Annotated in this window: 22 protein-coding genes and 1 other annotated feature; of the genes, 8 read left to right on the top strand and 14 right to left on the bottom strand. The window is 37.9% G+C overall.

Annotation, left to right across the window (positions count from 1 at the left end):
* Positions 1-3: 3 nt before the first annotated feature.
* Entirely contained in the window at positions 4-1020 is a 1017-nt protein-coding gene (gene opp3C, locus BM211_RS05410; protein ID WP_035437238.1) for an oligopeptide ABC transporter permease, read from the bottom strand.
* The gene (gene opp3b, locus BM211_RS05405; protein WP_035437241.1) at positions 1017-1946 is read right to left on the bottom strand and encodes an oligopeptide ABC transporter permease; all 930 of its coding nucleotides are present in this window, start codon (positions 1944-1946) and stop codon (positions 1017-1019) included. Before opp3b ends, opp3C begins: the two co-directional genes overlap by 4 nt.
* Positions 1947-2529: 583 nt before the next feature.
* Here opp3b and BM211_RS05400 point away from each other — a divergent pair.
* Positions 2530-2799 (top strand): DUF3899 domain-containing protein, encoded by a 270-nt coding sequence (locus tag BM211_RS05400; protein WP_081904981.1) that lies wholly within the window; start codon positions 2530-2532, stop codon positions 2797-2799.
* A gap of 45 nt (positions 2800-2844) precedes the next feature.
* Positions 2845-3061 (top strand) — a binding site (T-box leader).
* 370 nt (positions 3062-3431) lie between these two features.
* Complete coding sequence (gene trpS, locus BM211_RS05390) at positions 3432-4421, top strand: tryptophan--tRNA ligase (RefSeq protein ID WP_090995523.1); 990 nt, start codon at positions 3432-3434, stop codon at positions 4419-4421.
* 510 nt (positions 4422-4931) lie between these two features.
* Here the strand turns inward: trpS and BM211_RS05380 are convergent.
* The 5 genes from BM211_RS05380 to BM211_RS05360 form a co-directional block, all read right to left on the bottom strand.
* Complete coding sequence (locus tag BM211_RS05380; protein WP_035437252.1) at positions 4932-5678, bottom strand: YjbA family protein; 747 nt, start codon at positions 5676-5678, stop codon at positions 4932-4934.
* Positions 5679-5864: 186 nt separating this feature from the next.
* Positions 5865-6659 (bottom strand): DUF2268 domain-containing putative Zn-dependent protease, encoded by a 795-nt coding sequence (locus BM211_RS05375; RefSeq protein WP_035437255.1) that lies wholly within the window; start codon positions 6657-6659, stop codon positions 5865-5867.
* Between the two features lie 352 nt (positions 6660-7011).
* The gene (gene fabF / locus BM211_RS05370) at positions 7012-8250 is read right to left on the bottom strand and encodes a beta-ketoacyl-ACP synthase II (RefSeq protein ID WP_035437258.1); all 1239 of its coding nucleotides are present in this window, start codon (positions 8248-8250) and stop codon (positions 7012-7014) included.
* A 28-nt stretch (positions 8251-8278) separates the two neighbouring features.
* The gene (fabH, locus tag BM211_RS05365; RefSeq protein WP_035437261.1) at positions 8279-9211 is read right to left on the bottom strand and encodes a beta-ketoacyl-ACP synthase III; all 933 of its coding nucleotides are present in this window, start codon (positions 9209-9211) and stop codon (positions 8279-8281) included.
* Between the two features lie 80 nt (positions 9212-9291).
* Positions 9292-10164, bottom strand: a complete 873-nt coding sequence (locus BM211_RS05360; RefSeq protein ID WP_090995517.1) for a TetR/AcrR family transcriptional regulator — start codon at positions 10162-10164, stop codon at positions 9292-9294.
* A 166-nt stretch (positions 10165-10330) separates the two neighbouring features.
* Between BM211_RS05360 and BM211_RS05355 the strand changes: the two genes are divergently transcribed.
* Complete coding sequence (locus BM211_RS05355) at positions 10331-13456, top strand: efflux RND transporter permease subunit (RefSeq protein ID WP_090995514.1); 3126 nt, start codon at positions 10331-10333, stop codon at positions 13454-13456.
* A 113-nt stretch (positions 13457-13569) separates the two neighbouring features.
* Here BM211_RS05355 and BM211_RS05350 read toward each other — a convergent pair whose 3' ends face one another.
* On the bottom strand, positions 13570-13821 hold the full coding sequence (locus BM211_RS05350; protein ID WP_090995511.1) for a hypothetical protein: 252 nt from the start codon (positions 13819-13821) through the stop codon (positions 13570-13572).
* A 163-nt stretch (positions 13822-13984) separates the two neighbouring features.
* Between BM211_RS05350 and BM211_RS05345 the strand changes: the two genes are divergently transcribed.
* Entirely contained in the window at positions 13985-14602 is a 618-nt protein-coding gene (locus BM211_RS05345; RefSeq protein ID WP_371261854.1) for a histidine phosphatase family protein, read from the top strand.
* 289 nt (positions 14603-14891) lie between these two features.
* Here BM211_RS05345 and BM211_RS05340 read toward each other — a convergent pair whose 3' ends face one another.
* From BM211_RS05340 to BM211_RS05330, 3 genes are read right to left on the bottom strand one after another with little or no spacing between them, the layout of a single operon-like run.
* Entirely contained in the window at positions 14892-15071 is a 180-nt protein-coding gene (locus BM211_RS05340; RefSeq protein ID WP_090995506.1) for a ComZ family protein, read from the bottom strand.
* Positions 15072-15111: 40 nt separating this feature from the next.
* On the bottom strand, positions 15112-15975 hold the full coding sequence (locus BM211_RS05335; RefSeq protein WP_035437277.1) for an NAD-dependent epimerase/dehydratase family protein: 864 nt from the start codon (positions 15973-15975) through the stop codon (positions 15112-15114).
* Positions 15976-16023: 48 nt separating this feature from the next.
* Positions 16024-16755 carry a lipase family protein gene (locus BM211_RS05330; protein WP_035437280.1) on the bottom strand — a complete coding sequence of 244 codons (732 nt, stop codon included), beginning with the start codon at positions 16753-16755 and terminating at the stop codon, positions 16024-16026.
* 156 nt (positions 16756-16911) lie between these two features.
* On the opposite strand from BM211_RS05330, the gene BM211_RS05325 reads away from it, so the two are divergent.
* Positions 16912-17097 carry a YjzD family protein gene (locus tag BM211_RS05325; RefSeq protein ID WP_035437283.1) on the top strand — a complete coding sequence of 62 codons (186 nt, stop codon included), beginning with the start codon at positions 16912-16914 and terminating at the stop codon, positions 17095-17097.
* 33 nt (positions 17098-17130) lie between these two features.
* Here BM211_RS05325 and clpB read toward each other — a convergent pair whose 3' ends face one another.
* The gene (gene clpB / locus BM211_RS05320) at positions 17131-19737 is read right to left on the bottom strand and encodes an ATP-dependent chaperone ClpB (protein WP_035437286.1); all 2607 of its coding nucleotides are present in this window, start codon (positions 19735-19737) and stop codon (positions 17131-17133) included.
* 599 nt (positions 19738-20336) lie between these two features.
* Positions 20337-20516, bottom strand: coding sequence for a YjzC family protein (locus BM211_RS05315; protein ID WP_035437288.1), 180 nt, complete (start codon positions 20514-20516; stop codon positions 20337-20339).
* A 396-nt stretch (positions 20517-20912) separates the two neighbouring features.
* On the opposite strand from BM211_RS05315, the gene BM211_RS05310 reads away from it, so the two are divergent.
* The 3 genes from BM211_RS05310 (at position 20913) to BM211_RS05300 (ending at position 22164) form a co-directional block, all read left to right on the top strand.
* Complete coding sequence (locus tag BM211_RS05310) at positions 20913-21722, top strand: Cof-type HAD-IIB family hydrolase (RefSeq protein WP_035437290.1); 810 nt, start codon at positions 20913-20915, stop codon at positions 21720-21722.
* Between the two features lie 98 nt (positions 21723-21820).
* Positions 21821-21961: a hypothetical protein gene (locus BM211_RS05305; protein ID WP_035437292.1), complete on the top strand. Its 141-nt coding sequence runs from the start codon at positions 21821-21823 to the stop codon at positions 21959-21961.
* A complete protein-coding gene (locus tag BM211_RS05300; protein WP_035437294.1) occupies positions 21961-22164 on the top strand; it encodes a DUF3813 domain-containing protein in 204 nt (67 codons plus the stop codon). The genes BM211_RS05305 and BM211_RS05300 overlap by 1 nt, the downstream gene beginning before the upstream one ends.
* A 44-nt stretch (positions 22165-22208) precedes the next feature.
* Here BM211_RS05300 and BM211_RS05295 read toward each other — a convergent pair whose 3' ends face one another.
* Positions 22209-23066 (bottom strand): YitT family protein, encoded by an 858-nt coding sequence (locus BM211_RS05295; RefSeq protein ID WP_035437295.1) that lies wholly within the window; start codon positions 23064-23066, stop codon positions 22209-22211.
* Between the last annotated feature and the right edge of the window lie 11 nt (positions 23067-23077).

Genomic DNA, 23077 nt, shown 5'->3' with positions numbered 1-23077 from the left:
GCTTTATTTACGCATTTTTGGATCTAATGCATCACGTAAACCATCTGCTAATAAGTTAAATGCTAAAATCAACATACTAATTACAAACGCTGGAATAAACATCATATGTGGATATGTTTGAATTGATTTATATCCATCACTTACTAAAGAACCTAATGATGCTAACGGTGGCTGAATTCCTAGACCGATGAAACTTAAGAAAGCTTCTCCAAACACTGCACTTGGAATTGTGAACATCGTCATAACAATGATAGAACCCATTAAGTTTGGTACTAAATGTCTTACAATTAATTGTGTATTTGTTGCTCCAAGTGTACGTGATGCCAATACATACTCATGATTTTTCATTTTCAATACTTGTCCACGCACAACACGTGACATTCCAATCCATCCTGTAAGAGCCATCGCAAATGTAATTGATAGAATACCAGGATCCATTACAATTACCATTAATATTACAATAATTAAGTACGGAATACCATTTAATACTTCAACGAAACGTTGCATGTAGTTATCAACACGGCCTCCGTAGAATGCTGAGATACCACCATATGCAACCCCAATAATTAAATCGATTGCTGCTGCTAATAATGCGATATATAAAGATACTCGTGTTCCATCCCACGTTCTTGTCCAAATGTCACGACCAAGATCATCTGTACCAAACCAGAAATAATCTTTAATATCACGTTTCTCATACTGGTCTACACCATATTGGTCTACACCATCAAAAGGCAACCAGTGAATGTTCTCTAAAACTGGTATTTTCGGTGGTATTTTCGCACGGTTTAAATCTTGATCTTTATAAGAATATTTACTCATCATTGGACCAAAAATCGCTAACAGTGTAATGAGAGCGAGTATAACCATCCCAAAAACTGCGCCTTTATGTTGAAACAAGCGTCTTCTTACATCTTCCCAAAACTTTACACTTGGGCGGGCAATAACTTCATTATCCGTATGGCTGCGATTTGCTGGTTGAAATAAATCTGGCGATATTTTTTGTACATCTTTCATCATTTTTTCCCTCCCGCTAAACGAATACGAGGATCAACTACACCGTATAGTACATCGACTATAAAGATAACAAGAATGAAAATTGCACTATAGAACATTGTTGTACCCATGATAATTGTATAGTCGTTTAATGGAATAGACTTAACGAACTGTTCCCCTAAACCTGGTACAGCAAATACTTGCTCAATAACAAGGGTTCCTGTCATTATACCAGCGACCATCGGACCTAAAACCGTAATGATTGGAATAAGAGCATTTCGCAATGCATGTTTTACAATAATTACACTTTGACTAATCCCTTTTGCTTTCGCTGTTAAAATGTAATCTGCTTGCATAACCTCAATTAATTCTGTACGTGCAAAACGAGCAATTGTTGCTGTTACACCTACTGATAATGCAATCGTTGGTAGGATTGTGTATTCAAATCCTTTCCAGAATGCTACTGGTAACCAACCTAATTTTACCGCTACATAATATTGTAGTAGTGCCGCAAAAACGAATCCCGGTACCGACATCCCGAGTACCGATATAAAGGTCGCCCCGTAATCGGCCCATGTATTCGTACGTAACGCTGCAACAATACCTAGTAATAATCCAATAAAAGTTCCTAAAACAATTGCTTGAAAGCCTAATTGTGCAGATGGACCAATGCGGTCAACAATCATCTCTGTTACCGGACGGTTATCATATTGGAATGATACCCCTAAGTCCCCTTTAGCTAAATTCCCCATGTAGCGTGCATATTGCACTGGTAGCGGATCATTTAATCCATATTTGTCTAAAATGATTTCTTTTTGTGCTGGTGATAACTTCTCCTGATTTTTAAGCGGAGAACCCGGCAACAACTTCATTAAAAAGAATGTTAAAGTTGTGATTAAAAATAATGTAATGACCATGTACACGAAACGTTGTAGTGTATAACGTCCCATAAATAGCACCTCCCCATTTTTTCAAAAGCAATAAGATAGTTTTAAATATTCTTACTATTATCTTTAAAAATAAGAGCATACGCCCATCATAGGCATATACCCTTGAAACCGATGGAATAAATCACATTATTACTAAAAACTATTTACTTATGAGATTAAATCTTGAAATTCTCCAATTGCGCATTATGTAGCTTCACCTGTAAAGATTTAGAATTAAAAGAATAATCTCCAAGTTTCTACAATTTTCATTATACATAGAATGAGACGATTGTGAATATAATTTTTTGTTTTTTTGTTAAAATTTTTAATTTACAGTGTATTTTATATATTTTTTGTAAAGACAAGACTTAACATTGAAGTTATCTAATTAAAGGAAAATGCGCAATCGTATTTTTTTTCTAAAAATTCTTTATAGTACATATTATAACTTTTATAGTATAATAATTCTAGTAATATTTTTGCGGAGGGGAAGCATTTGAATACATTTTTTTCACGTATTAGTATATTAACAGGAAGTACAATTGCGATTTCTGGCGCATATGCTGTTATATTTTCTAATTCTTTTTTATTAAATTTTGTCAATATGATGTTTTATATCGCTTTACTCTTCATTATTATCGGAGGATTTGTATTTCTATTTCAACGCGGCTTTTTCAATGTAACAATATATGCTTTTAAAAAATTAGGTCGGTCCAATAAAAAGTTTGAATCTTTAATTGAAGAAGAAGAAAAACGCGATCCGAAAGAACTATTATATCGAACTTATTCCTTTGTATGGACATACCCTATCGTGATTACTGGTATCATATTAGGAACATTATCAACAATTATTAGTTACACCGTTCTTAAGTAATTTGCAAACTATTTATTATGTGTTATAATAGTACAAAAATTTTATACGTATGCAATGAGAAAGAAGAGTACATATTGAAGCAATTTCAGAGAGCTTGTGTTTGGTGCGAACAAGTAATTGTCCAATATGGAATGGGCTTTTGAGCACCAAACCGAAACGTTTCAGGAGTAGGCTTTGGCGTCACATCCAACGTTACAATGGATAAAGAGATTTTGCGTTCGCAAAATAATTAGGGTGGTACCGCGGTCCATTCGTCCCTATTTTCAGGGATGAATGGGCTTTTTTGTATTCGAAAAGCGCAAGCGGCTTGCTCAGAATGGGAGGAGGATGGAGCTCCTGACGTAGAGGTGCTTTTTACCTCGCAGGAAGGCGCGAAGCCACCGACCATTCTAGCCGCTGGAGCTGGACATCTCGAAAAGCGGAGCCGACTGTCTAGCCCTGTTGGCTAAGGTTCTTTCGCACAGAAAGGGATTTTTACTTTCTCGTGCGGAAGGTTCTTAGACAGGAAGGGCTAGGAGACGGAGCTAGACAAAGAAAAGCGGAAGCGGCTCGTTCAAAACCACAAGACGTTCGGATTCTAGACGGAAATATAAAAAATTAAAAACAATACATCTTTTCAAGGAGGAAATGATATGTCAGTTATCTTTTCAGGCATTCAACCAAGCGGAACCATTACACTTGGGAACTATTTAGGAGCAATGAAGCAGTTTACAGAACTGCAAAATGAACACGATTGCTACTTCTGCATTGTAAACCAACATGCAATTACTGTACCGCAAGACCAAGTACAGCTTCGTAAAAATATTCGTAGTCTAGCTGCATTATACGTAGCATGCGGCATCGATCCTGAGAAAGCTACGTTGTTTGTACAATCAGAAGTTCCAGCACACGCTCAGCTTGGATGGATTATGCAGTGTACTGCGTATGTCGGTGAATTAGAGCGTATGACGCAATATAAAGATAAAGCAAAAGGAAGAGAGTCTGTTCCAGCCGCTTTATTAACATACCCGCCTTTAATGGCAGCTGACATTCTACTATATAATACAGAAATTGTTCCAGTTGGAGAGGACCAAAAACAACATATGGAGTTAACACGCGATTTAGCAGAACGTTTTAACAAGCGTTATCGCGAGGTGTTTACAATTCCAGAAGTTCGCATTCCAAAAGTAGGCGCACGCGTAATGTCATTAACAGAGCCGACGAAAAAAATGAGTAAATCTGATCCAAATCCAAAATCGATGATTAGTTTACTTGACGATCCAAAAACGATCGAAAAGAAAATTAAAAGTGCTGTAACCGATTCAGACGGCATCGTAAAATTCGATAAAGAAAATAAACCAGGTGTTTCAAACTTATTAACAATCTACTCTTCTTTCTCAGGAAAAACAGTAGAAGAATTAGAAGCTGCGTACGAGGGTAAAGGATACGGCGACTTCAAAGGCGACTTAGCACAAGTTGTTGTAGAAGCAATCCGTCCAATTCAAGAGAAATATAACGAACTGATCAACTCTCCTGAACTAGACGAAATCCTTGATCAAGGAGCTGAAAAAGCAAACCGCGTCGCAATGAAACAACTACGTAAAGTTGAAAACGCAATGGGATTAAGTAGAAAACGAAGATAAGAAGAATAGCGGAGCCGACTGTTTAGCCCTGTTGGCTAAGGTTCTTTCGCACAGAAAGTGATTTTTACTTTCTCGTGCGGAAGGTTCTTAGACAGGAAGGGCTAGGAGGCGGAGCTAGACATCATCAAAAAGCGGAAGCGGCTCGCTTAGAATGGGAGGGGGATGGAGCTCCTGACGTAGAGGTGTTCTTTACCTCGCAGGAAGGCGCGAAGCCACCGACCATTCTAGCCGCTGGAGCTGGACATCTCGAAAAGCGGAGGCAGCTCGTTCAGAATCGCAGGGCGTTGGAGCTCCCGAACGAGAGGTGTTCTTTACCTCGACCGAGGGAGCGAAACGACCGGAGATTCTAGCCGCCGGAGCTAGATCGTTCATTCTCATGCCGAAATTTGTCGAGGTGTCTTTATATCGTGTCGAAGCGCCGATAAATGTATCATTTCCGCCGATATATCTGTGGTCACCAAAAAAAGAATGATCCGAAAAGGCACATCCGTGCCTTTTGGATCATTCCTTTTAATTTACCTTTTGTTCATTTTCCATTTCCCACAACTTTTCGAAGAATGGTTGTCCTCTTACTAGTCGTTCACAGAGCTGTTCATGTTTATCTGACCATCCGTGCTTTGCTTCTTCATATAAGCGGTTCCATACTTCTTCGAATGGCAGATGTTGCACAGCTGGATATGCTGCTGGATCCCATTCTGTAAACCAATAGCGAATCTCCGCTGGATTTTTCGTTGTATGTAGTTGATCTAGCGCCATAAAGAGCAGTTGTTTTAATTGTCGTTCTTTCCGTGTTAACCCATTCATCATATGTGGGGAAGGTGATAAAATATGATGTTCCTTTTGTGGTGATTCCATTTCAAAATCATATGTTTCTGCTTGTACGTTTTCTACCATTTCATACACCATTTGCTCTTGTCTTGGAATCAACCTACTTTTTCGGATTGGAATGTTGTATCCAATTGTATCAATTGCAATTATTCCTTTGCCATCTGATACAACAAAACAATACTCCTGCTGCAGCCGTTCATGATTTTTTCGAATATACGCCTTATGATGTACGTCTTCCATTAGTCTTTGCGGAAGCTCTAGTAATTCGTTCTCGATGTAATGATATAATGTGGAATCTACCTTTACTAATGGTACTTGATCTAACAATTCGATCGTATCATCCTTGCGCCATTCATAAAAATGACAGACGTTATACCCATTTTCTTCACCTTCAAACCAATTTACCCATACATCATGTAGATATAACATTGCTTACCCCTCACTTCACAACTGTTTGTAAATCTCATTATGGTCATATTTCGTAAAATTTATTCCAAGAGAGGAAATATATTCTCCTTAATTAATTTCTTCATTATCCTCTATCTTTCATGCTTATTTAGTGGATTTTTTCTTCATCCTCTACTGATTGTTCTCTTGGAATTTTGAAGTGCTGGGTCATGCATTATAAAAAGACAACGCCTCTTCTAAAATAGCTTTCGCATCCATTCCTAATAAAGAAGTTGTATCCCATTTCTTACGCCACGCACAATCTTTTACAATATAAAACCCTATAGCATACCCAAGCATTTTCGGATAGAATAACCCTCGTCCATTTAGCAATATATCATGCTCACTCGATCCTCGTTGTATGTCCCACCTGTCTTGTATATATCGGCGCCAAAACATAATCGCGTCTTCTTTGTTGTAATAAGACACCCACGGCGCATAGTAACTTTCTCCGTGCCGTTCATACACCGCATGTTCCGCTAATCCTTCCATTACCATTGTATCTAAAATGGTATACGCTTCTTCTTTCTTCTCACTTGCATGAATGCGGCATATATGGTGATATTCATGAGTAAGCAATGCCTTAAGCTCAGCAATTGAATTTTGTGAACTTACAAATAAAAACAAAGCATTTCGCATCGCTAATCCCGTTTTACCGTTATACTCTTGTTGAATCGTTCGATTATACGGATTTGATAACAGCGTAAATACCGGTATATTAGGCCCGTTTAACCATTCCTGTAGTTTTTTATATTCTACTGCCAATCGCTCCCATACTCGTTCTTTTTGCAATATGTCTATTTCTTTCTCACCACCTGCTACCGGGCGAAACATTCCTTTTGACACAAGAAATCTATACACCTCTTCTTTTTGGAGCGGAATATACTTTGTAAACTTCTCACAAATTTTTTCCGGCTCTTGATAATGCGTACGCATCCACTCTGCCGTTTGGACCACTCCCATCTCTCCCACTCTCCTTTTGTTCCATACATATGCAAAAAAACGAAAGAAAGCATAAAAAAATGCAGATTTTCATCAAAGTCATTGAAAAAGCCCATAAAAAAAGAAGATAACCATCTACTATATGGACGGTTATCTTCCTTTCAAATTCTATATATTTAATGGAATTTCTATTATATAAATCCATTTTGTTTTTCAACATACAAATCGCCGCCAGGCAAAACAAAAAGTGGTCTACACTCGTTTCCCTCTCTTTGTTTGAACTTCGCGGGTGGTAGAAAAAGGCCCTGACCGCTTCTACGAACGGCCAGGTGCTCTCAACCATCTAAAAAGAAGGTTTTTCAATTTGTATTTATTATTTATACTCTTTAAATACTAATGCTGCGTTATGGCCACCGAAACCTAATGAGTTACTTAATACAGCACGTACTTTTTGTTGTCTTGCTTGATTTGGTACACAATCTAAATCACACTCTGGATCTGGTGTTTCATAGTTAATTGTTGGTGGAACAATGCCATCTTCAATTGTTTTCACAGATATAATTGCTTCTACCGCACCAGCTGCACCTAATAAGTGTCCTGTCATTGATTTTGTTGAGCTTACCGCTACTTTATATGCTTGCTCGCCAAATACTTCTTTAATTGCCATCGTTTCATATCTTTCATTCAATTCTGTACTTGTACCGTGCGCATTAATATAATCAATATCTTCTGGCTGTAGACCCGCTTCTTCTAATGCTTGACGCATCGCACGGACGCCGCCTTCACCGCCAGGAGCTGGACTCGTAATATGGAATGCATCACCTGTCGCTCCGTATCCAACGATTTCAGCATAAATATGAGCACCGCGCGCTAACGCATGCTCTAATTCTTCTAATACAAGAATTCCTGCTCCTTCTCCCATTACGAAGCCGCTTCGATTTTTATCAAACGGACGACAAGCAGTTGCTGGATCTTCACTAAATGTTAATGCTTTCGCTGAACAAAATCCAGCAACCGCCATATTTGTTAACGGTGCTTCCGCTCCGCCTGTAATCATCGCATCTGCATCTCCGCGCTGAATCACTTTAAATGCATCACCAATAGAATGTGCACCAGATGCACAAGCTGTTACTGTACATGTATTAATCCCTTTTGCACCTAATGCGATGGACACTTGGCCTGCAGCCATGTCAGGAATCATCATTGGTACGAAAAATGGACTAACGCGGCGTGCGCCTTTTTCATTAAAGATTTTGAACTGCTCTTCATATGTTTCCATACCGCCGATTCCAGAACCAATCCACACACCAATACGCGGTCCGTTTTCTTCTGTAATTTCTAGCTTTGCATCTTCCACAGCCATTTTTGATGCTGCTAATGCATAATGTGTAAAACGGTCCATACGACGCGCTTCTTTTTTATCAATATATTTTTCAACATCAAAGTCATTAATTTCCGCTGCAACTTTCACAGGAAATTGATCTGCATCTAAGCGTGTAAGACGTCCGATTCCAGATACACCATTTTTAATATTTTCCCAAGCAGTTTTTACATCCGTTCCTACTGGAGTAACTGCTCCTACTCCTGTAACTACAACACGCTTTTTTTCCATACAAAATACACTCCTTTTCTCTCAGTCCTTATTTACCCCAACGAAGAGCAACTGCTCCCCATGTTAATCCGCCGCCAAAACCAACTAATATGATGAGATCACCATCTTGAATGCGTCCGTTTTGCAATTCTTCTACCATCGCAATCGGAATTGAAGAAGCTGACGTATTCCCAAACTTGGAAATTGTCATGCTCATTTTTTCTTGCGGTAAATTTAGCCGTTCTCTCGCTGATTCCATAATACGAATATTCGCTTGATGAGGCACTAAAAAGTCCACATCTTCTTTCGTAAGATTCACTTTTTCTAAAACGCGAAGACATGAATCACCAAGTTGACGAACAGCAAACTTAAAGACTTCTCTGCCATTCATCATAACATATTCATCTAGATAAAGGTGCTTGCCACCACTTCCATCCGCTCCTAATTCAAACGAAAGAATACCTTTTCCTTCTGAAACAGCCCCCATAACAACAGCGCCTGCTCCATCTCCAAATAGAACCGCTGTATTTCGGTCATTCCAATCTACAATTTTAGATAATTTATCGCTACCAACTACTAATATATTTTTATAAGTTCCAGTTTGAATAAATTGTTGTGCTGTAATCATTCCATACATAAAACCAGCACACGCTGCACCTAAATCCATCGCTGCTGCATGCTTTGCTCCGATTTCTTCTTGAACTACACAAGCAACCGCTGGAAACGAACGGTCTGGTGTTACTGTTGCAACTAAAATAAGATCAATTTCTTCTCCGCTCATTCCTGCATCTTCAAGTGCTTTTTTTGCAGCTTCCGCGGCCATATGTGAAGTATCTATTGTATCATCAGCAATTCGTCTTTCTTCAATTCCTGTTCTTGTTCGAATCCATTCATCAGATGTATCCATTATTTTCTCTAAGTCGTGGTTTGTGACAACTTTTTCTGGCACATATCTTCCGATCCCTAAAATGCCTACATTCACAGGGCAACCCTCCGATTTATATCAATTCTTATGACTTGGTACTAATTTTAAATGATAAATTCTCTTTTGTCTATATATTATTAATTTGTTATTCTATAGTACATCGCAAGTCTTTCCCGAAAATCACGCAAATCTGGATACAGTTTTAAATTAGACAACATCCCTTGAACAACCGGAACGCGCGGATGCTCCGTTTTCATTTCTGATTCTAGTACATCTAGTGTAACCATTAATTCTTCATTTCCTAATTGATCTACCAGCGTACATTTTAACTGAAGAATTTCATTTATAAATAATTCTTCCTTACGTCCGTTCATTACATTCGTATTACACAAAAAATGATTGAGTTCTCGTTCTAAAATAACCGGTTTTTCATTTGAACGTTGCAGTCCCGCTACGATATCATCGATTCTCTTTAAGATAAACTTCGCCGTATACGGTATATCTAAATTTACCGTATTAAAGATAATTAACTCTAAATATGCATTTGATATTCCTTCTAGTATGATAATTAAGTCAACAAGATGAGGGGTAATCTCTTCCCCGTAAAGAGAAAGTAAATTGTTTCGATAAAAAGTATGTGATTCTAATTTCATCCTCTTCATAAACACTTCTACTTCCTTATTAAAAGGAATTACATTTTCTCTCATACACATAATAATAAATTCTTTTTTTTGTTGTAATTCGTAAAACTGACAGTACAATTGCTTTTCAAATCTCTCACGCGGAAGTAATGGTTCTTTTTCGAAATCCATCAATTTATTTTGAATCTGATCGTAGTAATACTCTAGCGCTGCCAATACTAAGTTATCTTTCGATTTAAAATGCAAATAAAAAGCACCTTTTGAAATGCCGCATTCTGTTGCAATTTCTTGAATAGACGTTGCATTCACGCCCTTCATCGCAAATAATTTAATTGCTGCCTCAATAATTAACCGTTCTTTTTCCTTCATCATTTTTCTCTCCTAAAAAAACACTCTTATCAGAATTATGACTCATCAGTCAAAAATTGCAAGTAGTTCACAGTATTTTACCTTTCCGTTGACTATTGACCGATCGGTCATTTATACTTTGGTTGTTATGACCGATTAGTCAGTTTTTATAAAAAGGAGAGTAGAAATGAACAAAATTATTAACTTTTCGTTAAACAATAAGTTTGCCGTCTGGCTATTAACGATTATTATTACGATTGCCGGAATCTATTCTGGTCTTCGTATGAAGTTGGAAACAATCCCGGACATCACAACACCACTTGTGACAGTCACAACTGTGTATCCTGGCGCCACTCCGACTGAAGTAGCAGAAAAGATTTCTAAACCAATCGAACAAAGGCTGCAAAATTTAAGCGGAGTAAATGTTGTCAGCTCCTCTTCTTATCAAAACGCGTCTTCTATTCAAGTAGAGTATAACTTTGATAAAAATATGGAAAAAGCAGAGACAGAAGTAAAAGAGGCTCTCGCTAACTTCCCTTTACCGGAAGGCGTAAAAGAGCCAAAAATTTCTCGTCTGAGCATCAATGCTTTTCCAGTTATTTCATTAAGTGTCACAAATAAAAATGAATCCCTTGCCCAGCTAACAAAGCGAGTAGAAAAAGATATCGTTCCAGGCTTACAAGGATTAGACGGCGTTGCCGATGTGCAAATTTCCGGTCAACAAGTAGAAGAAGTACAACTCGTCTTCAACAAAGAGAAAATGAAAGAATTAAACCTTAGCGAAGAGACAGTCAAGAATATGATTAAAGGTTCTAACGTTTCGATGCCGCTAGGAATGTATACATTTAAAGATAAAGAAAAATCCGTTGTTGTAGATGGCAATATTACAACGTTGAACGCTTTAAAAGAAATGAAGATTCCGCTTATCCCTTCTGCAAATCAAGGAAGTTCGCATGGACCAGCTCAGGCGCAGCAGCCTAGTATGAATCCAGCTGCAGCGGGACTAGCATTAGGTATTCCAACTGTATCACTGCAAGATATTGCCGATATTAAACAAGTTGGAAAGGCAGAATCCATCTCGCGTACAAACGGAAAAGAAGCGATCAGTCTGCAAGTTGTAAAAGCTGCTGATGCGAATACAGTTGACGTAGTAAATGCTGTAAAAAACAAGGCAAATGACTTTGAAAAGAAATTTGATAACATCGAAATCACTTCAACATTTGACCAAGGTGAACCAATCGAAAAATCAGTTAGCACAATGTTAAACAAAGCTATTTTCGGTGCCATTTTCGCTGTTATTATCATTATGTTGTTCTTGCGTAACATTCGAACAACACTTATTTCGGTTATTTCCATTCCACTTTCTTTATTAATTGCCGTTTTAGTATTAAAAGAAATGGATATTACATTAAATATCATGACGCTCGGGGCAATGACTGTCGCTATCGGCCGCGTTGTCGACGATTCCATCGTTGTTATTGAAAATATTTATCGGCGCATGGCTTTATCTGGTGAAAAATTAAAAGGAAAAGACTTAATTCGCGAAGCAACGAAAGAAATGTTCGTTCCTATTATGTCATCAACAATCGTAACCATCGCGGTCTTTTTACCGCTCGGTTTGGTGAAAGGAATGATCGGTGAACTATTCTTACCGTTTGCTTTAACAATTGTTTTCGCCTTATTAGCATCTCTTCTTGTAGCTGTTACAATTGTTCCAATGATGGCACATTCTTTATTTAAAAAAGAAAGCATGAAAGAAAAACAACATAACCATGAAGAGAAGCCAAGTAAACTTGCTAATGGATATAAACGTCTTTTAGAGTGGGTATTAAACCATAAAGTAATTACGTCTAGCATTGCGGTTTTATTATTAATAGGTAGCATTGCACTTCTTCCGATTGTCGGTGTAAGTTTCTTACCATCTGAAGAAGAGAAAACAGTCATCGCCTCTTATAATCCAGAACCTGGACAAACAATGCAAGATGTTGAAAATATTGCAACAAAAGCAGAAGATTATTTTAAGAAAAATAAAGATGTAAATACAATTCAGTTCTCACTTGGCGGAGAAAATCCGATGAGCCCAGGTAAATCGAACCAAGCATTATTCTTCGTTCAATACAAAAACGATACAAAGAACTTTGAGAAAGAAAAAGAAAAAGTTGTGAAGGACCTGCAAAAGATGACGGACAAAGGAGAATGGAAAAACCAAGACTTCTCATCTGGCGGGGGCAACAATGAAATGAAGTTATACGTTTACGGCGATAATATAGAAGAAATTAAACCTGTCGTAAAAGACATTCAAAATATCATGAAAAAAGATAAAACGTTAAAAGATGTCGACTCAAGCCTTTCAAAAACATACGATGAATACACATTAGTGGCAGATCAAGAGAAGTTAAGTAAACTCGGTCTAACTGCTGCGCAAGTTGGCATGGGACTTTCCGACTCTCACGACCGCCCTGTCTTAACAACAGTTAAAAAAGACGGCAAAGAAATGAATGTGTATGTTGAAGTAAACAAACAAAACTACGAAAACGTCGATGATTTAACAAATCGAAAAGTACAAACGCCGCTAGGTACAGAAGTGGCTGTAAAAGATATTATGACGGTAAAAGAAGGAGAAACGTCTAATACCGTAACAAGACGTGACGGCCGCGTATATGCAGCAGTAACCGCAAAACCAACGACAGACGATATTGCAAAAGCTACTCGCAACATTCAAAAAGAAGTAGATAAACTGAACTTACCATCTGGCATTGATGTATCAATGGGCGGTGTATCGAAAGATATCCAAGAATCATTTACACAACTTGGCTTAGCGATGTTAGCTGCCATTGCGATTGTATACTTCGTTCTTGTTATAACATTCGGCGGAGCACTGGCGCCATTTGCGATTTTATTCTCACTTCCATTTACGATAATTGGCGGCGTTGTTGCCTTACTCATTTCCGGTGAAACATTAAGCATCTCCGCAATGATTGGTGCCCTTATGTTAATCGGTATCGTTGTTACGAACGCCATCGTATTAATTGACCGCGTTATCCATAAAGAACGCGAAGGTTTTACAACGCGCGATGCATTATTAGAAGCTGGTGCAACAAGATTACGACCAATCTTAATGACAGCTATCGCAACAATCGGCGCCTTACTTCCACTTGCATTAGGATTCGAAGGAAGCGGCCTTATCTCAAAAGGCCTTGGCGTCACAGTAATCGGTGGATTAACAAGCTCTACCCTATTAACATTACTAATCGTACCGATCGTGTATGAAGTAGTAAGCAAATTCAAACGAAAAAATAAAGTGGCCAAATAAAAAGCGAGACCTTTCCATCAAAACGGAAAGGTCTCTTTATATGTTGTTCCATAATCGTGCCCGATTGTTAAACCATCCAACATTGTTTGCGAACTACAAAGTAAAGGCTTAGTTTATTCTCTTTTATTTTTACCTAATTTCTCATTACCACGTTTAAAATTACCCGTAATTTTAGCTAACAATAACTGTACTGCTGTTATATTATCGTCACCCTCTTTGATTTTTGCTATAAGACGCTCTGCCTCCCTATCCTTTACAATTTTAATTTGTTTACCCCCGTAATAGATTATTACCGTTCCTTTTTTCGTTATTTGATAAGCAAAAGGTTCTTTACTTAATCTGTTTTGTTTATCTATTTCGCTCACTGCACCGTCTCCCTACTTATTTTAGTTTCGAACATTCAATCTTCACAAAAACGGGTGATTGAGAAAATTTTAATTTTCCAAGCTGGCTGGTTAGTTTAAGATTAAGTTAGAAGTTGTTTAACTTAATGAAGAATAGGTATTAGATTTTAAATCTTTGGAGGGGATGCATTTGAAACAAATCATTTACTTACTTAGACATGGAGAAACTGAATTAAATGTAAAAGGCCGATATCAGGGAGAACTTGATTCAACACTAACGTCTGATGGCGTTGAACAAGTTAAAAAAAATGCAAAATTGCTAAAAGTACTTATAGACAACCCTAGAGAGTGGGAGTTTATTTCCAGTCCATTAGGAAGAGCGCAACAAAGTACTGATATAATATGTGAAGTTATAGGTTACGATAAAAGCAAAGTTATAATGGACAAACGATTAAAAGAGGTCTCTGTCGGTAAATGGGCTGGTCTAACCACAAAAGAAATTGAAGAATCTTGGCCAAAACTTATGAAAAATACGAACAATTACAATTGGTATTTTAATTCCCCTGGTGGAGAAAGCTATGATTCAGTTGTAAAGAGAGTATCAGGATGGCTGCATTCTATACAGAATAAAGAAAAAGTGATAGTGATGTCACATGGACTTACCGGAAGAATAATAAGAGGTGTATATCAAGGTTTAACAAAAGATCAAGCATTAGTCTTAGAAGTATCTCAGAATACATTCTTTAAACTATCAAATAAGCAAATAGAAAGTTTTTGTTCAGAGTATGATGAATTTTATTAAATGGGAATCCATTTTATGAGTAAAAAAAGCACTTAAATAATAGAGGGCGCTAGTTTAAGTAGAAATAATCAAACTTTATTATAAAGAATATGCATTTAATCAATCTTTATTTTAAAGCGACAATAATCACTGTTATGCAGAACACAACATGAACGCTACTTGCTTTCTCCCTTTGTTTTAAACCTCGCACGGGGCAGAAATAGGCCCTGACCGCACCTATGCACGGCCAGATCCTCTCGCCCACCTAAAAAAGGCGGTTTTTATGTCTGTTGTTCAATTCATATTTATTCTACTCTTTCACATCCGCTTTCCCAAGTTCATACGCCTCGCCCATAACCTTCATCAATAACTCCAACACAGGCTGTGCCTTAGCCATATCCAACGCCACGCCGTTATCATCTAAAATCGCCTTTGCTTCTGGTAAGTATTTCATTGCGATTTGTAAAAACTGAATATTTTTTTCGTTCATTTTTCATCTTCCTTTCCACATCAAAACTCTCTTTTCTAGTTTACCACGTGTTACTTGCCTCGTATAACTCCCTATATTGTTTTATATGAGAAATTTGACGCAGCATCCCCTTTTCTAAAGAAAACTCACTTGGAACAACTATCTTTTTTTCCTCATCACCTTTTAGGCACTCCTTCTTCTGCACTTGAACTCTTCCTCTTTTTTGTAATATATCAATTCCTTTTTGCCACCGATTTTTTTCTTCGCTGCAAAGAGTATATATGTTCATTTCCATCTTCTCTTGACCAATCGTATATAAATAGTTCGCAACATCTTCAACATACAATAGATCACATGTACATTCTTCTATAGGAAGAGAAATCGTTCGCTGTTTTAATTGAGCTAGAATGATATGGTGATATGCCATAAATGACGGTTGCCACGGTCCATATACTGCCGGAACACGTAGTATACAATAATCCGCTCCGCCTTTTTTTATTTCTCCTTCAATTGTTTGAAAGAACAAACCGTTTTTGTCATTGCTATCAATTTGATTCACCTTTTTGGAAGAGAGCATAATACAATTTATTTCTTTTCGTTTACACAAACTTTCAACACTCTTTACATATCGCAGTATAAGACGCTCATTCCGAAAAGCTCTTTGCTGATTTGGCTCACATAAACAAAAATACACAACGTCAATCTCGTGTTCCTCTAACGCTTCCCACCCTTCACGATCTCGTAGTGAAGAGTATATAAACAATGCATTTCGACCAATTAAACATAATTTTTCCTCGTTCACCTTGGACATACTGCTCATATTATCAAAATCAAATGCATATACCTCAACTTCTTCTTTAAGAAACTTCTGCACAAGATGGTAACCTACAAATGTTAACGCTCCAATGATAACTACTCGTTTCAATTTATCTCCCTCCCCACATACATAAAAAGCTCCTTATGTATAGGAGCTTTATAAACCTTCATACCACTTAAAAAATTGACATGCATTTTGCGCCATTTTATATTTTACATCTTGTAAATGAAAGGATAATGCAGTTGGAGAATTCTCTTGTAAACGTTTCTTTTCATATTCCCGGAGTAACTGTTTTCGTTCCTTTTTTTCTTGAGCAGATACGAATATTTTGACCGGAACGGAAGATACTAAATACGGAAATGCTTTCTTCTCAATTTTCTGTTGTAATCCGACTTCTGTTGCATTATATGCTTGCATCAATTCACGAATTAACCGCTTATAAAAAAATTTGTGCTCTTTTTCAATTTCAACGTGTGCCGGTAAATGAAGACACGGATTAAACATAAGAACAGAGCGCACACATTCTGGATATTGCGCCATCATTTGCAAAGCAACAAGCGCACCCATTCCCTCTGCTATGATATGAATCTTTCCGTTCAAAATTTCCTTTTTCATAACAACATGATACAACCGCTTCGCTAAACGAACTGCCTGTTCATTCCCCCAATGTCTACCGTATAAATTAGAGGAAAAAACTGTATAGCCATTCTTCCGCAATTCGTTTAAAAGCTGTAACCGCCCAGCGTGTTGCAGCCATAAACTTGTACCATTCTCGATAAAGTAATTATAGTCACCTAATAACAATATCCCAAATCCATTCGGCTTTTCCGGTAAATGAATTACACATGCCTCTTGTTCTAAAAAGAAAAAACGTTCCGTAATACTCATTCTTCTCCCGCCTTATATGACAACATCAATTTCACTCTTTTATAATGTATGATATGAAGAGCAATTTGCTTTGCAAAAACGACAAATATTTTTTCTATATTCTTTTTCGAGTTATGATACAATAAAGACAAACTGAACGAATAGAGGTGTAAAAAGATGCGTGTAATTTGGGCCTTTTTCTGGTCGTTCTTGCTTGTGCAAATGATGAGTTACGTAGTTAGCGCAATGACGCCAGGTGTTACATACGATTTTGGGCAAGCGTCTATCTTTTCTGTAGTTATTACTGTACTAGTAATCGCACTTGGAGCATTAATTCCAAACGAACCTGCAGAGCAGCATTAATAAAAAAAAGAGTCCGGATACCCGGACTCTTTTTTATTGAACTCTAACAACTAACTCGTTATTCACTACCTCAATCAATACATGACTATGATCGGTAATCGTGCCCGCAATGAGCGCACGCGCTAACTTCGTTTCAATTTGCCGCTGTACGTAGCGTTTTAGAGGACGCGCACCGTACATTGGATCAAACCCAGACTCTACAACAAACTCTTTTGCAGCATCTGTAAGTTCCACTGTAATATGGCGATCTGTTAAACGATTTTGCAGCTCTTTCACAATTTTATCAACAATACCTTTTATTTCATTTGTTGTAAGTGGTTTAAAGAGAATAATTTCGTCCACTCGATTTAAAAACTCTGGGCGGAAATGACCACGGAGTTGGCCCATGACAAGGTTTCTTGCTTCTTCTTGAATCGAACCATCTTCTCCTAATCCTTCTAGTAAATATTGCGATCCGATATTGGACGTCATAATAATGACTGTATTTTTGAAATCAACTGTACGCCCCTGTGAATCTGTAATACGCCCATCATCTAACATTTGCAGTAAAATATTAAACACTTCCGGATGCGCTTTTTCTATTTCATCTAATAAAATGACAGAATACGGTTTACGGCGCACAGCTTCTGTTAATTGTCCGCCTTCTTCATATCCGACATACCCAGGAGGCGCTCCGATTAAACGAGATACAGCATGCTTTTCCATATACTCTGACATATCAATTCGAATGATTTGTTCTTCGCTATCAAATAATGACTGTGCCAATGTTTTCGCAAGTTCCGTTTTCCCAACACCTGTCGGTCCTAAGAAAATGAACGAACCAATCGGACGATTTGGATCTTTAATTCCCGCACGAGCGCGCAACACCGCATCCGCCACAAGACCGACCGCTTCTTCTTGTCCAATAACACGCTCTGATAAAATTTGCTCTAAACGAAGCAACTTCTCACGTTCTCCTTCTACGAGCTTTGCAATCGGAATACCAGTCCAGCGCGATACGATATTCGCAATTTCTTCTTCACTTACTTCTTCACGAAGAAGACGGTTATCTTGCTGTTTATTTGCACTTGCTTCTTCCGCTTCTTTCAATTCTTTTTCTACAGCTGGAATTTTGCCGTGACGAAGCTCTGCTGCTTTATTTAAATCGTAATTTCCTTCCGCTTCTTCTAGCTCTCTTCGCAAACGTTCTAGGCTTTCGCGCAAATCACGTACTTTATGAATTTCTTCCTTCTCTTTTTGCCACTGCGCCCGCATTCCACTCGCTTTTTCTTTTAAATCCGACAACTCACGCTGCAATGTTTGCAGGCGCTCTCTACTTGCATGGTCCGTTTCTTTACTAAGCGCAGCCTCTTCAATTTCTAACTGCATAATACGGCGTGTTATTTCATCTAGCTCTGTTGGCAGCGAATCAATTTCTGTCCGGATCGTTGCACATGCTTCGTCAACTAAATCGATTGCTTTATCTGGTAAGAAACGATCAGAAATATAGCGATCCGATAACGTCGCAGCTGCGACAAGAGCACGGTCATGAATATTCACACTATGGTAAATTTCAAATCGTTCTTTTAAACCGCGCAAAATAGAAATCGTATCTTCAACTGTCGGCTCTTCTGCTAATACTTGTTGGAAACGGCGCTCTAATGCCGGGTCTTTCTCAATATATTTGCGATATTCATCAAGCGTTGTCGCTCCGATACAATGCAGCTCGCCGCGCGCTAACATTGGTTTTAACATATTCCCAGCATCCATTGCCCCTTCTGTTTTACCAGCACCAACAATGGTATGCAGCTCGTCGATAAATAATAAAATATTTCCTTCACTTTTTTTAATTTCATTTAATACTGCTTGCAGACGCTCTTCAAATTCACCGCGAAATTTCGCCCCTGCAACAAGCGCGCTCATATCAAGCGCAAAAATCGTTTTATCTTTTAGTCCTTCCGGTACATCTTTACGGACAATACGCTGCGCTAATCCCTCAACGATTGCTGTTTTCCCAACACCAGGCTCACCAATTAATACCGGATTATTTTTTGTTTTGCGCGATAAAATGCGAATCACACGTCTAATTTCACTATCACGGCCGATGACTGGATCAATTTTTCCTTGCCGTACTTCCGCTACTAAATCACGGCCATATTTTTCTAAAGCTTCGTATGTTACTTCTGGATTTTGACTCGTCACTCTTTGATTCCCCCTAACTGCTGTTAATGCTTGCAATAACGCTTCTTTCGTAATATGAACCGATGTAAATAATTCACGTATATCATTCACATTCTTCTCATTGCATAACGCAAGAAGAATATGTTCCACTGAAATATAATCATCTTGTAAATGCTTTGCTTCTTCTTCAGCTCGCACAAGCAGCTGCTGAAGCGCACTTGTAATATACACTTTCCCTGCTTCTGCGCCGCCACCTGTAACCGATGGCTTTCGCTTTAATAATCGTTCCACCCCTTGCATGAGCTGATCTATATTTACATTCATTTTTTGAAAAATACGAATTGCTAATCCATCTTGCTGCTGAAGAAGCGAAGCTAAAAGATGTACAATATCAATTTCTTGATGATGATGCTTAGTAGCAATTGATTGTGCGCCCATAATCGCTTCTTGTGTTTTTGTCGTCATTCTATTTAAGTCCATCGCACCTACAACTCCTTTATAGTTTGACTTTTTTTGACCTTTGAGTTGATTATACGATAAATCACCTATTTTATTCAACGGAGAAGACTTTGTGAGATCTTATTTTTTTATAACGACTCAGCCATACGTTTCATTTAGAAATTTGGTAAGGGGGATGATGTAAGTAGAAATACACTTACCTATAGAAAATCATTTTCATTTTTCAGCATATAGATTGCTGCTACAAAGATAAAAATGGCAATACACCTCGTTGCCTCTATTTGTTTTAAAACGTTGCATGTGGCAGGAACAGGCCCTGACCACTCCTATACATAGCCAGACCATTTAAAAAAATGCTTTTCTGCCTTTTTCTCATAGAGTGACTGAGTAGTTACGAAAATTCCTCTTCATTTCCCAACATATAGATTGCTGCTACGAAGATAAAAATGGCAATACACCTCGTTGCCTCTATTTGTTTTAAAACATTGCATGTGGCAGAAACAGGCCCTGACCACTCCTATACATAGCCAGTCCCTCCCAGACCATTTAAAAAAATGCTTTCCTGCCTTTTTTTACTTATTCACCACAACAAATCCCGCAGCTTATAACTGCGGGATTTCTTATGGTCTTCGTTTATATGTCCATTGTCTATTTTGATTTGTAACTCCTGGAAATTTATCTCCAGCAGAGAGCTTTACCATTTTTGGATCTTTAACCATGCTTCCTGTTTCACCAATTTCAACATAGATACCATCATTAGGTGCTTTTTGACCAGCTCGGAATCGATGACTTTGTCCCATATTCATTCTCCTTCCATTCCGTCATTACATCTTTAGTATGTCCCATTTTACAAAACCTTTACTGTTATGTTTAGGAAACCATGCTCATATAATGAAATTACACATTTTAGCAGGAGATACATTAGTATATGTAGAAACAAAAAAAAACTGGCCATAAAGACCAGCATCAAAGGAGAGTCAAACAACTTATACGAGAAGATTACATTCTCATTATAAACATGATTATCACTACATTGTAACCCCTTTCACAATTTGTACAAATGGAAAGGAACAATATTCGAACTTTCAGAAAAAAACTTGACTTTTCTCATTACCAATGACAAATAGTAGACAGCGCAATCATAGAGGAATTAAGATGAATATACACAAAAACTTTTTATAAAAGGTGTGAGACGCATGAAAAAACAACATTTAATTGCATTAGATTTAGATGGTACTTTACTTACAGATCAAAAAATCATTTCAGCTCGTACAAAGCAGACCATTGCCAAAGCAAAAGAACAAGGTCACATCGTTGTGATCTCAACGGGCCGTCCATATCGTGCGAGTCACGCATATTATAAAGAACTTGGCTTAAATACACCGATTGTAAATTTTAACGGTGCATACGTCCATCATCCACTTGATATGAACTGGGGAACACATCACTCGCCACTTGAACTTGCTACCGCGCAGGAAATCGTTCGTACGTGTATGGAATTTGGAGTAGAAAATATTTACGCAGAAGTAATTGATGATGTGTATATGAAACAACTTGATGAAGACAAAAGACATATTTTTGAGTTCGGATCACCAAAAATTTTCACAGGTGATTTACTCAATATTTTACAAGATCATCCAACGTGTTTATTAATTGATGCACATGAGTCAAAGTCAAATTCTATTCGTCAACATTTAACGGATATACATGCAGAAGTAATCGACCATCGCAAATGGGGAGCTCCTTGGCCGATTATTGAAATTGTGAAAAGCGGGTTAAATAAAGCAATTGGCTTACAAAGAATTTCAAGTCACTACAATATCCCAAAAGAACGTATCATCGCGTTCGGTGATGAAGATAACGACTTTGAAATGATTGAATTTGCCGGACATGGAATTGCCATGGGGAACGCCATTCCAGAATTAAAATCATTAGCAAATCACATAACATTATCAAACGAAGAAGACGGCATTGCTCTTTATTTAGAGGAGGCACTTGGATTGTAAGGTGAAAATTCCCTGCTTATAGTATCGCGCCAAGCGCACATACTATAGGAGACACAGCAAATGTGTCCATGCTTTTCTGCTAAAAGGGGGCATTACGAATGGGTAAAAAGAACAAATCAAAACGTTTCGTACAACAAGGATCAGATTCTGTTATGAAACACGACGCAAGATTCCCATACCGTGGTACATTAGCTGAAGCAGAAAAAGAACGAAATAACTCTTCACTCGGAGGGTTCTAATGGGTAATTTACTATTCCAACAAGCACGAGATGCCGTCTCACAAGCTGTATCTTGTTCTAATGACAGCGAGCAGCAAGCACTTGTTAGTCAAGCAAAAAATGCATTGCTGTCTGCTTATACAAACTCTTCTACTGCTGAAAAAGTACAATTGCGCGAAATGCAAGAGGAATTGCAAAACATTTCCACAACCGACGAGCTGTGACTAAAGGAACAAACAAAAAGAGGACCAAACGCGGTCCTCTTTTCTTAATCTTTCCGGAACTGTCCAAACACCCCAACCGTTTCGAGAACGTTTGTGAATGCACCTGGATCTACTTTTTTTACTATTCTTTCTAATTCATATAACTCATAACGAGTAATAACGATCATTAGCATCTCTTTATTTTCCTTCGTAAACGCACCTGTTGCTGGAATTGTAGTAATCCCTCGAACTAATCGTTCATGAATTGCCTTGCTTACCTCGGCTCCATTTTTCGTTACAATAAATGCCGTAATTTTCACATGACGCGTATGTATGGCATCAATAATGCGCGAAGATACATATAAAGTCACTAACGTATAAAGTGCCTTTTCCCAGCCATATAAATAACCGGCTGCGATAATAATAATTGCATTAAATAAGAAGAAATATGTTCCAACCGGCTTATCTTTCACTCTAGATAAAATCATCGCAATGATATCTAAACCACCTGTTGAAGCTCCAAATTTTAAAGCCAGCCCTACTCCTACCGCAGAAATTAACCCTCCAAAAATGGCATTTAAAATAATATCATGAGATACCGCTTTTACTGGCACTATTTCTAAAAATATCGTCATAAACACGACACTTAAAAAACTAAAGAATGTAAATGACTTCCCTACTTTTTTCCAAGCTAAAATAACAACCGGAATATTAAACAAGCTAAAAAGAACTCCCGTTGAAATATGTATTGACAGAAAATCTCCTAACACTTGCGAAAGCAATTGCGACAATCCTGCAAAACCGCTAGCGTACACTTTCGCTGGTGTTAAAAATAAGTTCATTCCAATCGCATTTAACAAACCGGCAATGATAACAACGACTAATTTTTTTGTAAGCTCAGCATAGTTCAGTTTTAAGTCCATATCTCCCAGCC

This window comes from Bacillus sp. 491mf, from assembly GCF_900112415.1.
GTDB lineage: Bacteria > Bacillota > Bacilli > Bacillales > Bacillaceae_G > Bacillus_A.
The sequence above is the reverse complement of the archived record's forward strand: the minus strand, read 5'-3'. Positions and strand labels throughout refer to the sequence as shown.

Bases quoted from the DNA above. Each gene is read 5' to 3' on its own strand.
- opp3C (WP_035437238.1), bottom strand. From the start codon at position 1,020: ATGATGAAAGATGTACAAAAAATATCGCCAGATTTATTTCAACCAGCA.
- BM211_RS05375 (WP_035437255.1), bottom strand. From the start codon at position 6,659: ATGGGAGTGGTCCAAACGGCAGAGTGGATGCGTACGCATTATCAAGAG.
- BM211_RS05305 (WP_035437292.1), top strand. From the start codon at position 21,821: ATGGGTAAAAAGAACAAATCAAAACGTTTCGTACAACAAGGATCAGAT.
- BM211_RS05295 (WP_035437295.1), bottom strand. From the start codon at position 23,066: ATGGACTTAAAACTGAACTATGCTGAGCTTACAAAAAAATTAGTCGTT.
- BM211_RS05400 (WP_081904981.1), top strand. From the start codon at position 2,530: ATGATGTTTTATATCGCTTTACTCTTCATTATTATCGGAGGATTTGTA.
- BM211_RS05345 (WP_371261854.1), top strand. From the start codon at position 13,985: ATGCATTTGAAACAAATCATTTACTTACTTAGACATGGAGAAACTGAA.
- BM211_RS05355 (WP_090995514.1), top strand. From the start codon at position 10,331: ATGAACAAAATTATTAACTTTTCGTTAAACAATAAGTTTGCCGTCTGG.
- BM211_RS05340 (WP_090995506.1), bottom strand. From the start codon at position 15,071: ATGAACGAAAAAAATATTCAGTTTTTACAAATCGCAATGAAATACTTA.
- BM211_RS05310 (WP_035437290.1), top strand. From the start codon at position 20,913: ATGAAAAAACAACATTTAATTGCATTAGATTTAGATGGTACTTTACTT.
- BM211_RS05330 (WP_035437280.1), bottom strand. From the start codon at position 16,755: ATGAGTATTACGGAACGTTTTTTCTTTTTAGAACAAGAGGCATGTGTA.
- BM211_RS05300 (WP_035437294.1), top strand. From the start codon at position 21,961: ATGGGTAATTTACTATTCCAACAAGCACGAGATGCCGTCTCACAAGCT.
- clpB (WP_035437286.1), bottom strand. From the start codon at position 19,737: ATGGACTTAAATAGAATGACGACAAAAACACAAGAAGCGATTATGGGC.
- BM211_RS05380 (WP_035437252.1), bottom strand. From the start codon at position 5,678: ATGTTATATCTACATGATGTATGGGTAAATTGGTTTGAAGGTGAAGAA.
- BM211_RS05315 (WP_035437288.1), bottom strand. From the start codon at position 20,516: ATGGGACAAAGTCATCGATTCCGAGCTGGTCAAAAAGCACCTAATGAT.
- fabF (WP_035437258.1), bottom strand. From the start codon at position 8,250: ATGGAAAAAAAGCGTGTTGTAGTTACAGGAGTAGGAGCAGTTACTCCA.
- opp3b (WP_035437241.1), bottom strand. From the start codon at position 1,946: ATGGGACGTTATACACTACAACGTTTCGTGTACATGGTCATTACATTA.
- BM211_RS05325 (WP_035437283.1), top strand. From the start codon at position 16,912: ATGCGTGTAATTTGGGCCTTTTTCTGGTCGTTCTTGCTTGTGCAAATG.
- trpS (WP_090995523.1), top strand. From the start codon at position 3,432: ATGTCAGTTATCTTTTCAGGCATTCAACCAAGCGGAACCATTACACTT.
- BM211_RS05360 (WP_090995517.1), bottom strand. From the start codon at position 10,164: ATGAAGGAAAAAGAACGGTTAATTATTGAGGCAGCAATTAAATTATTT.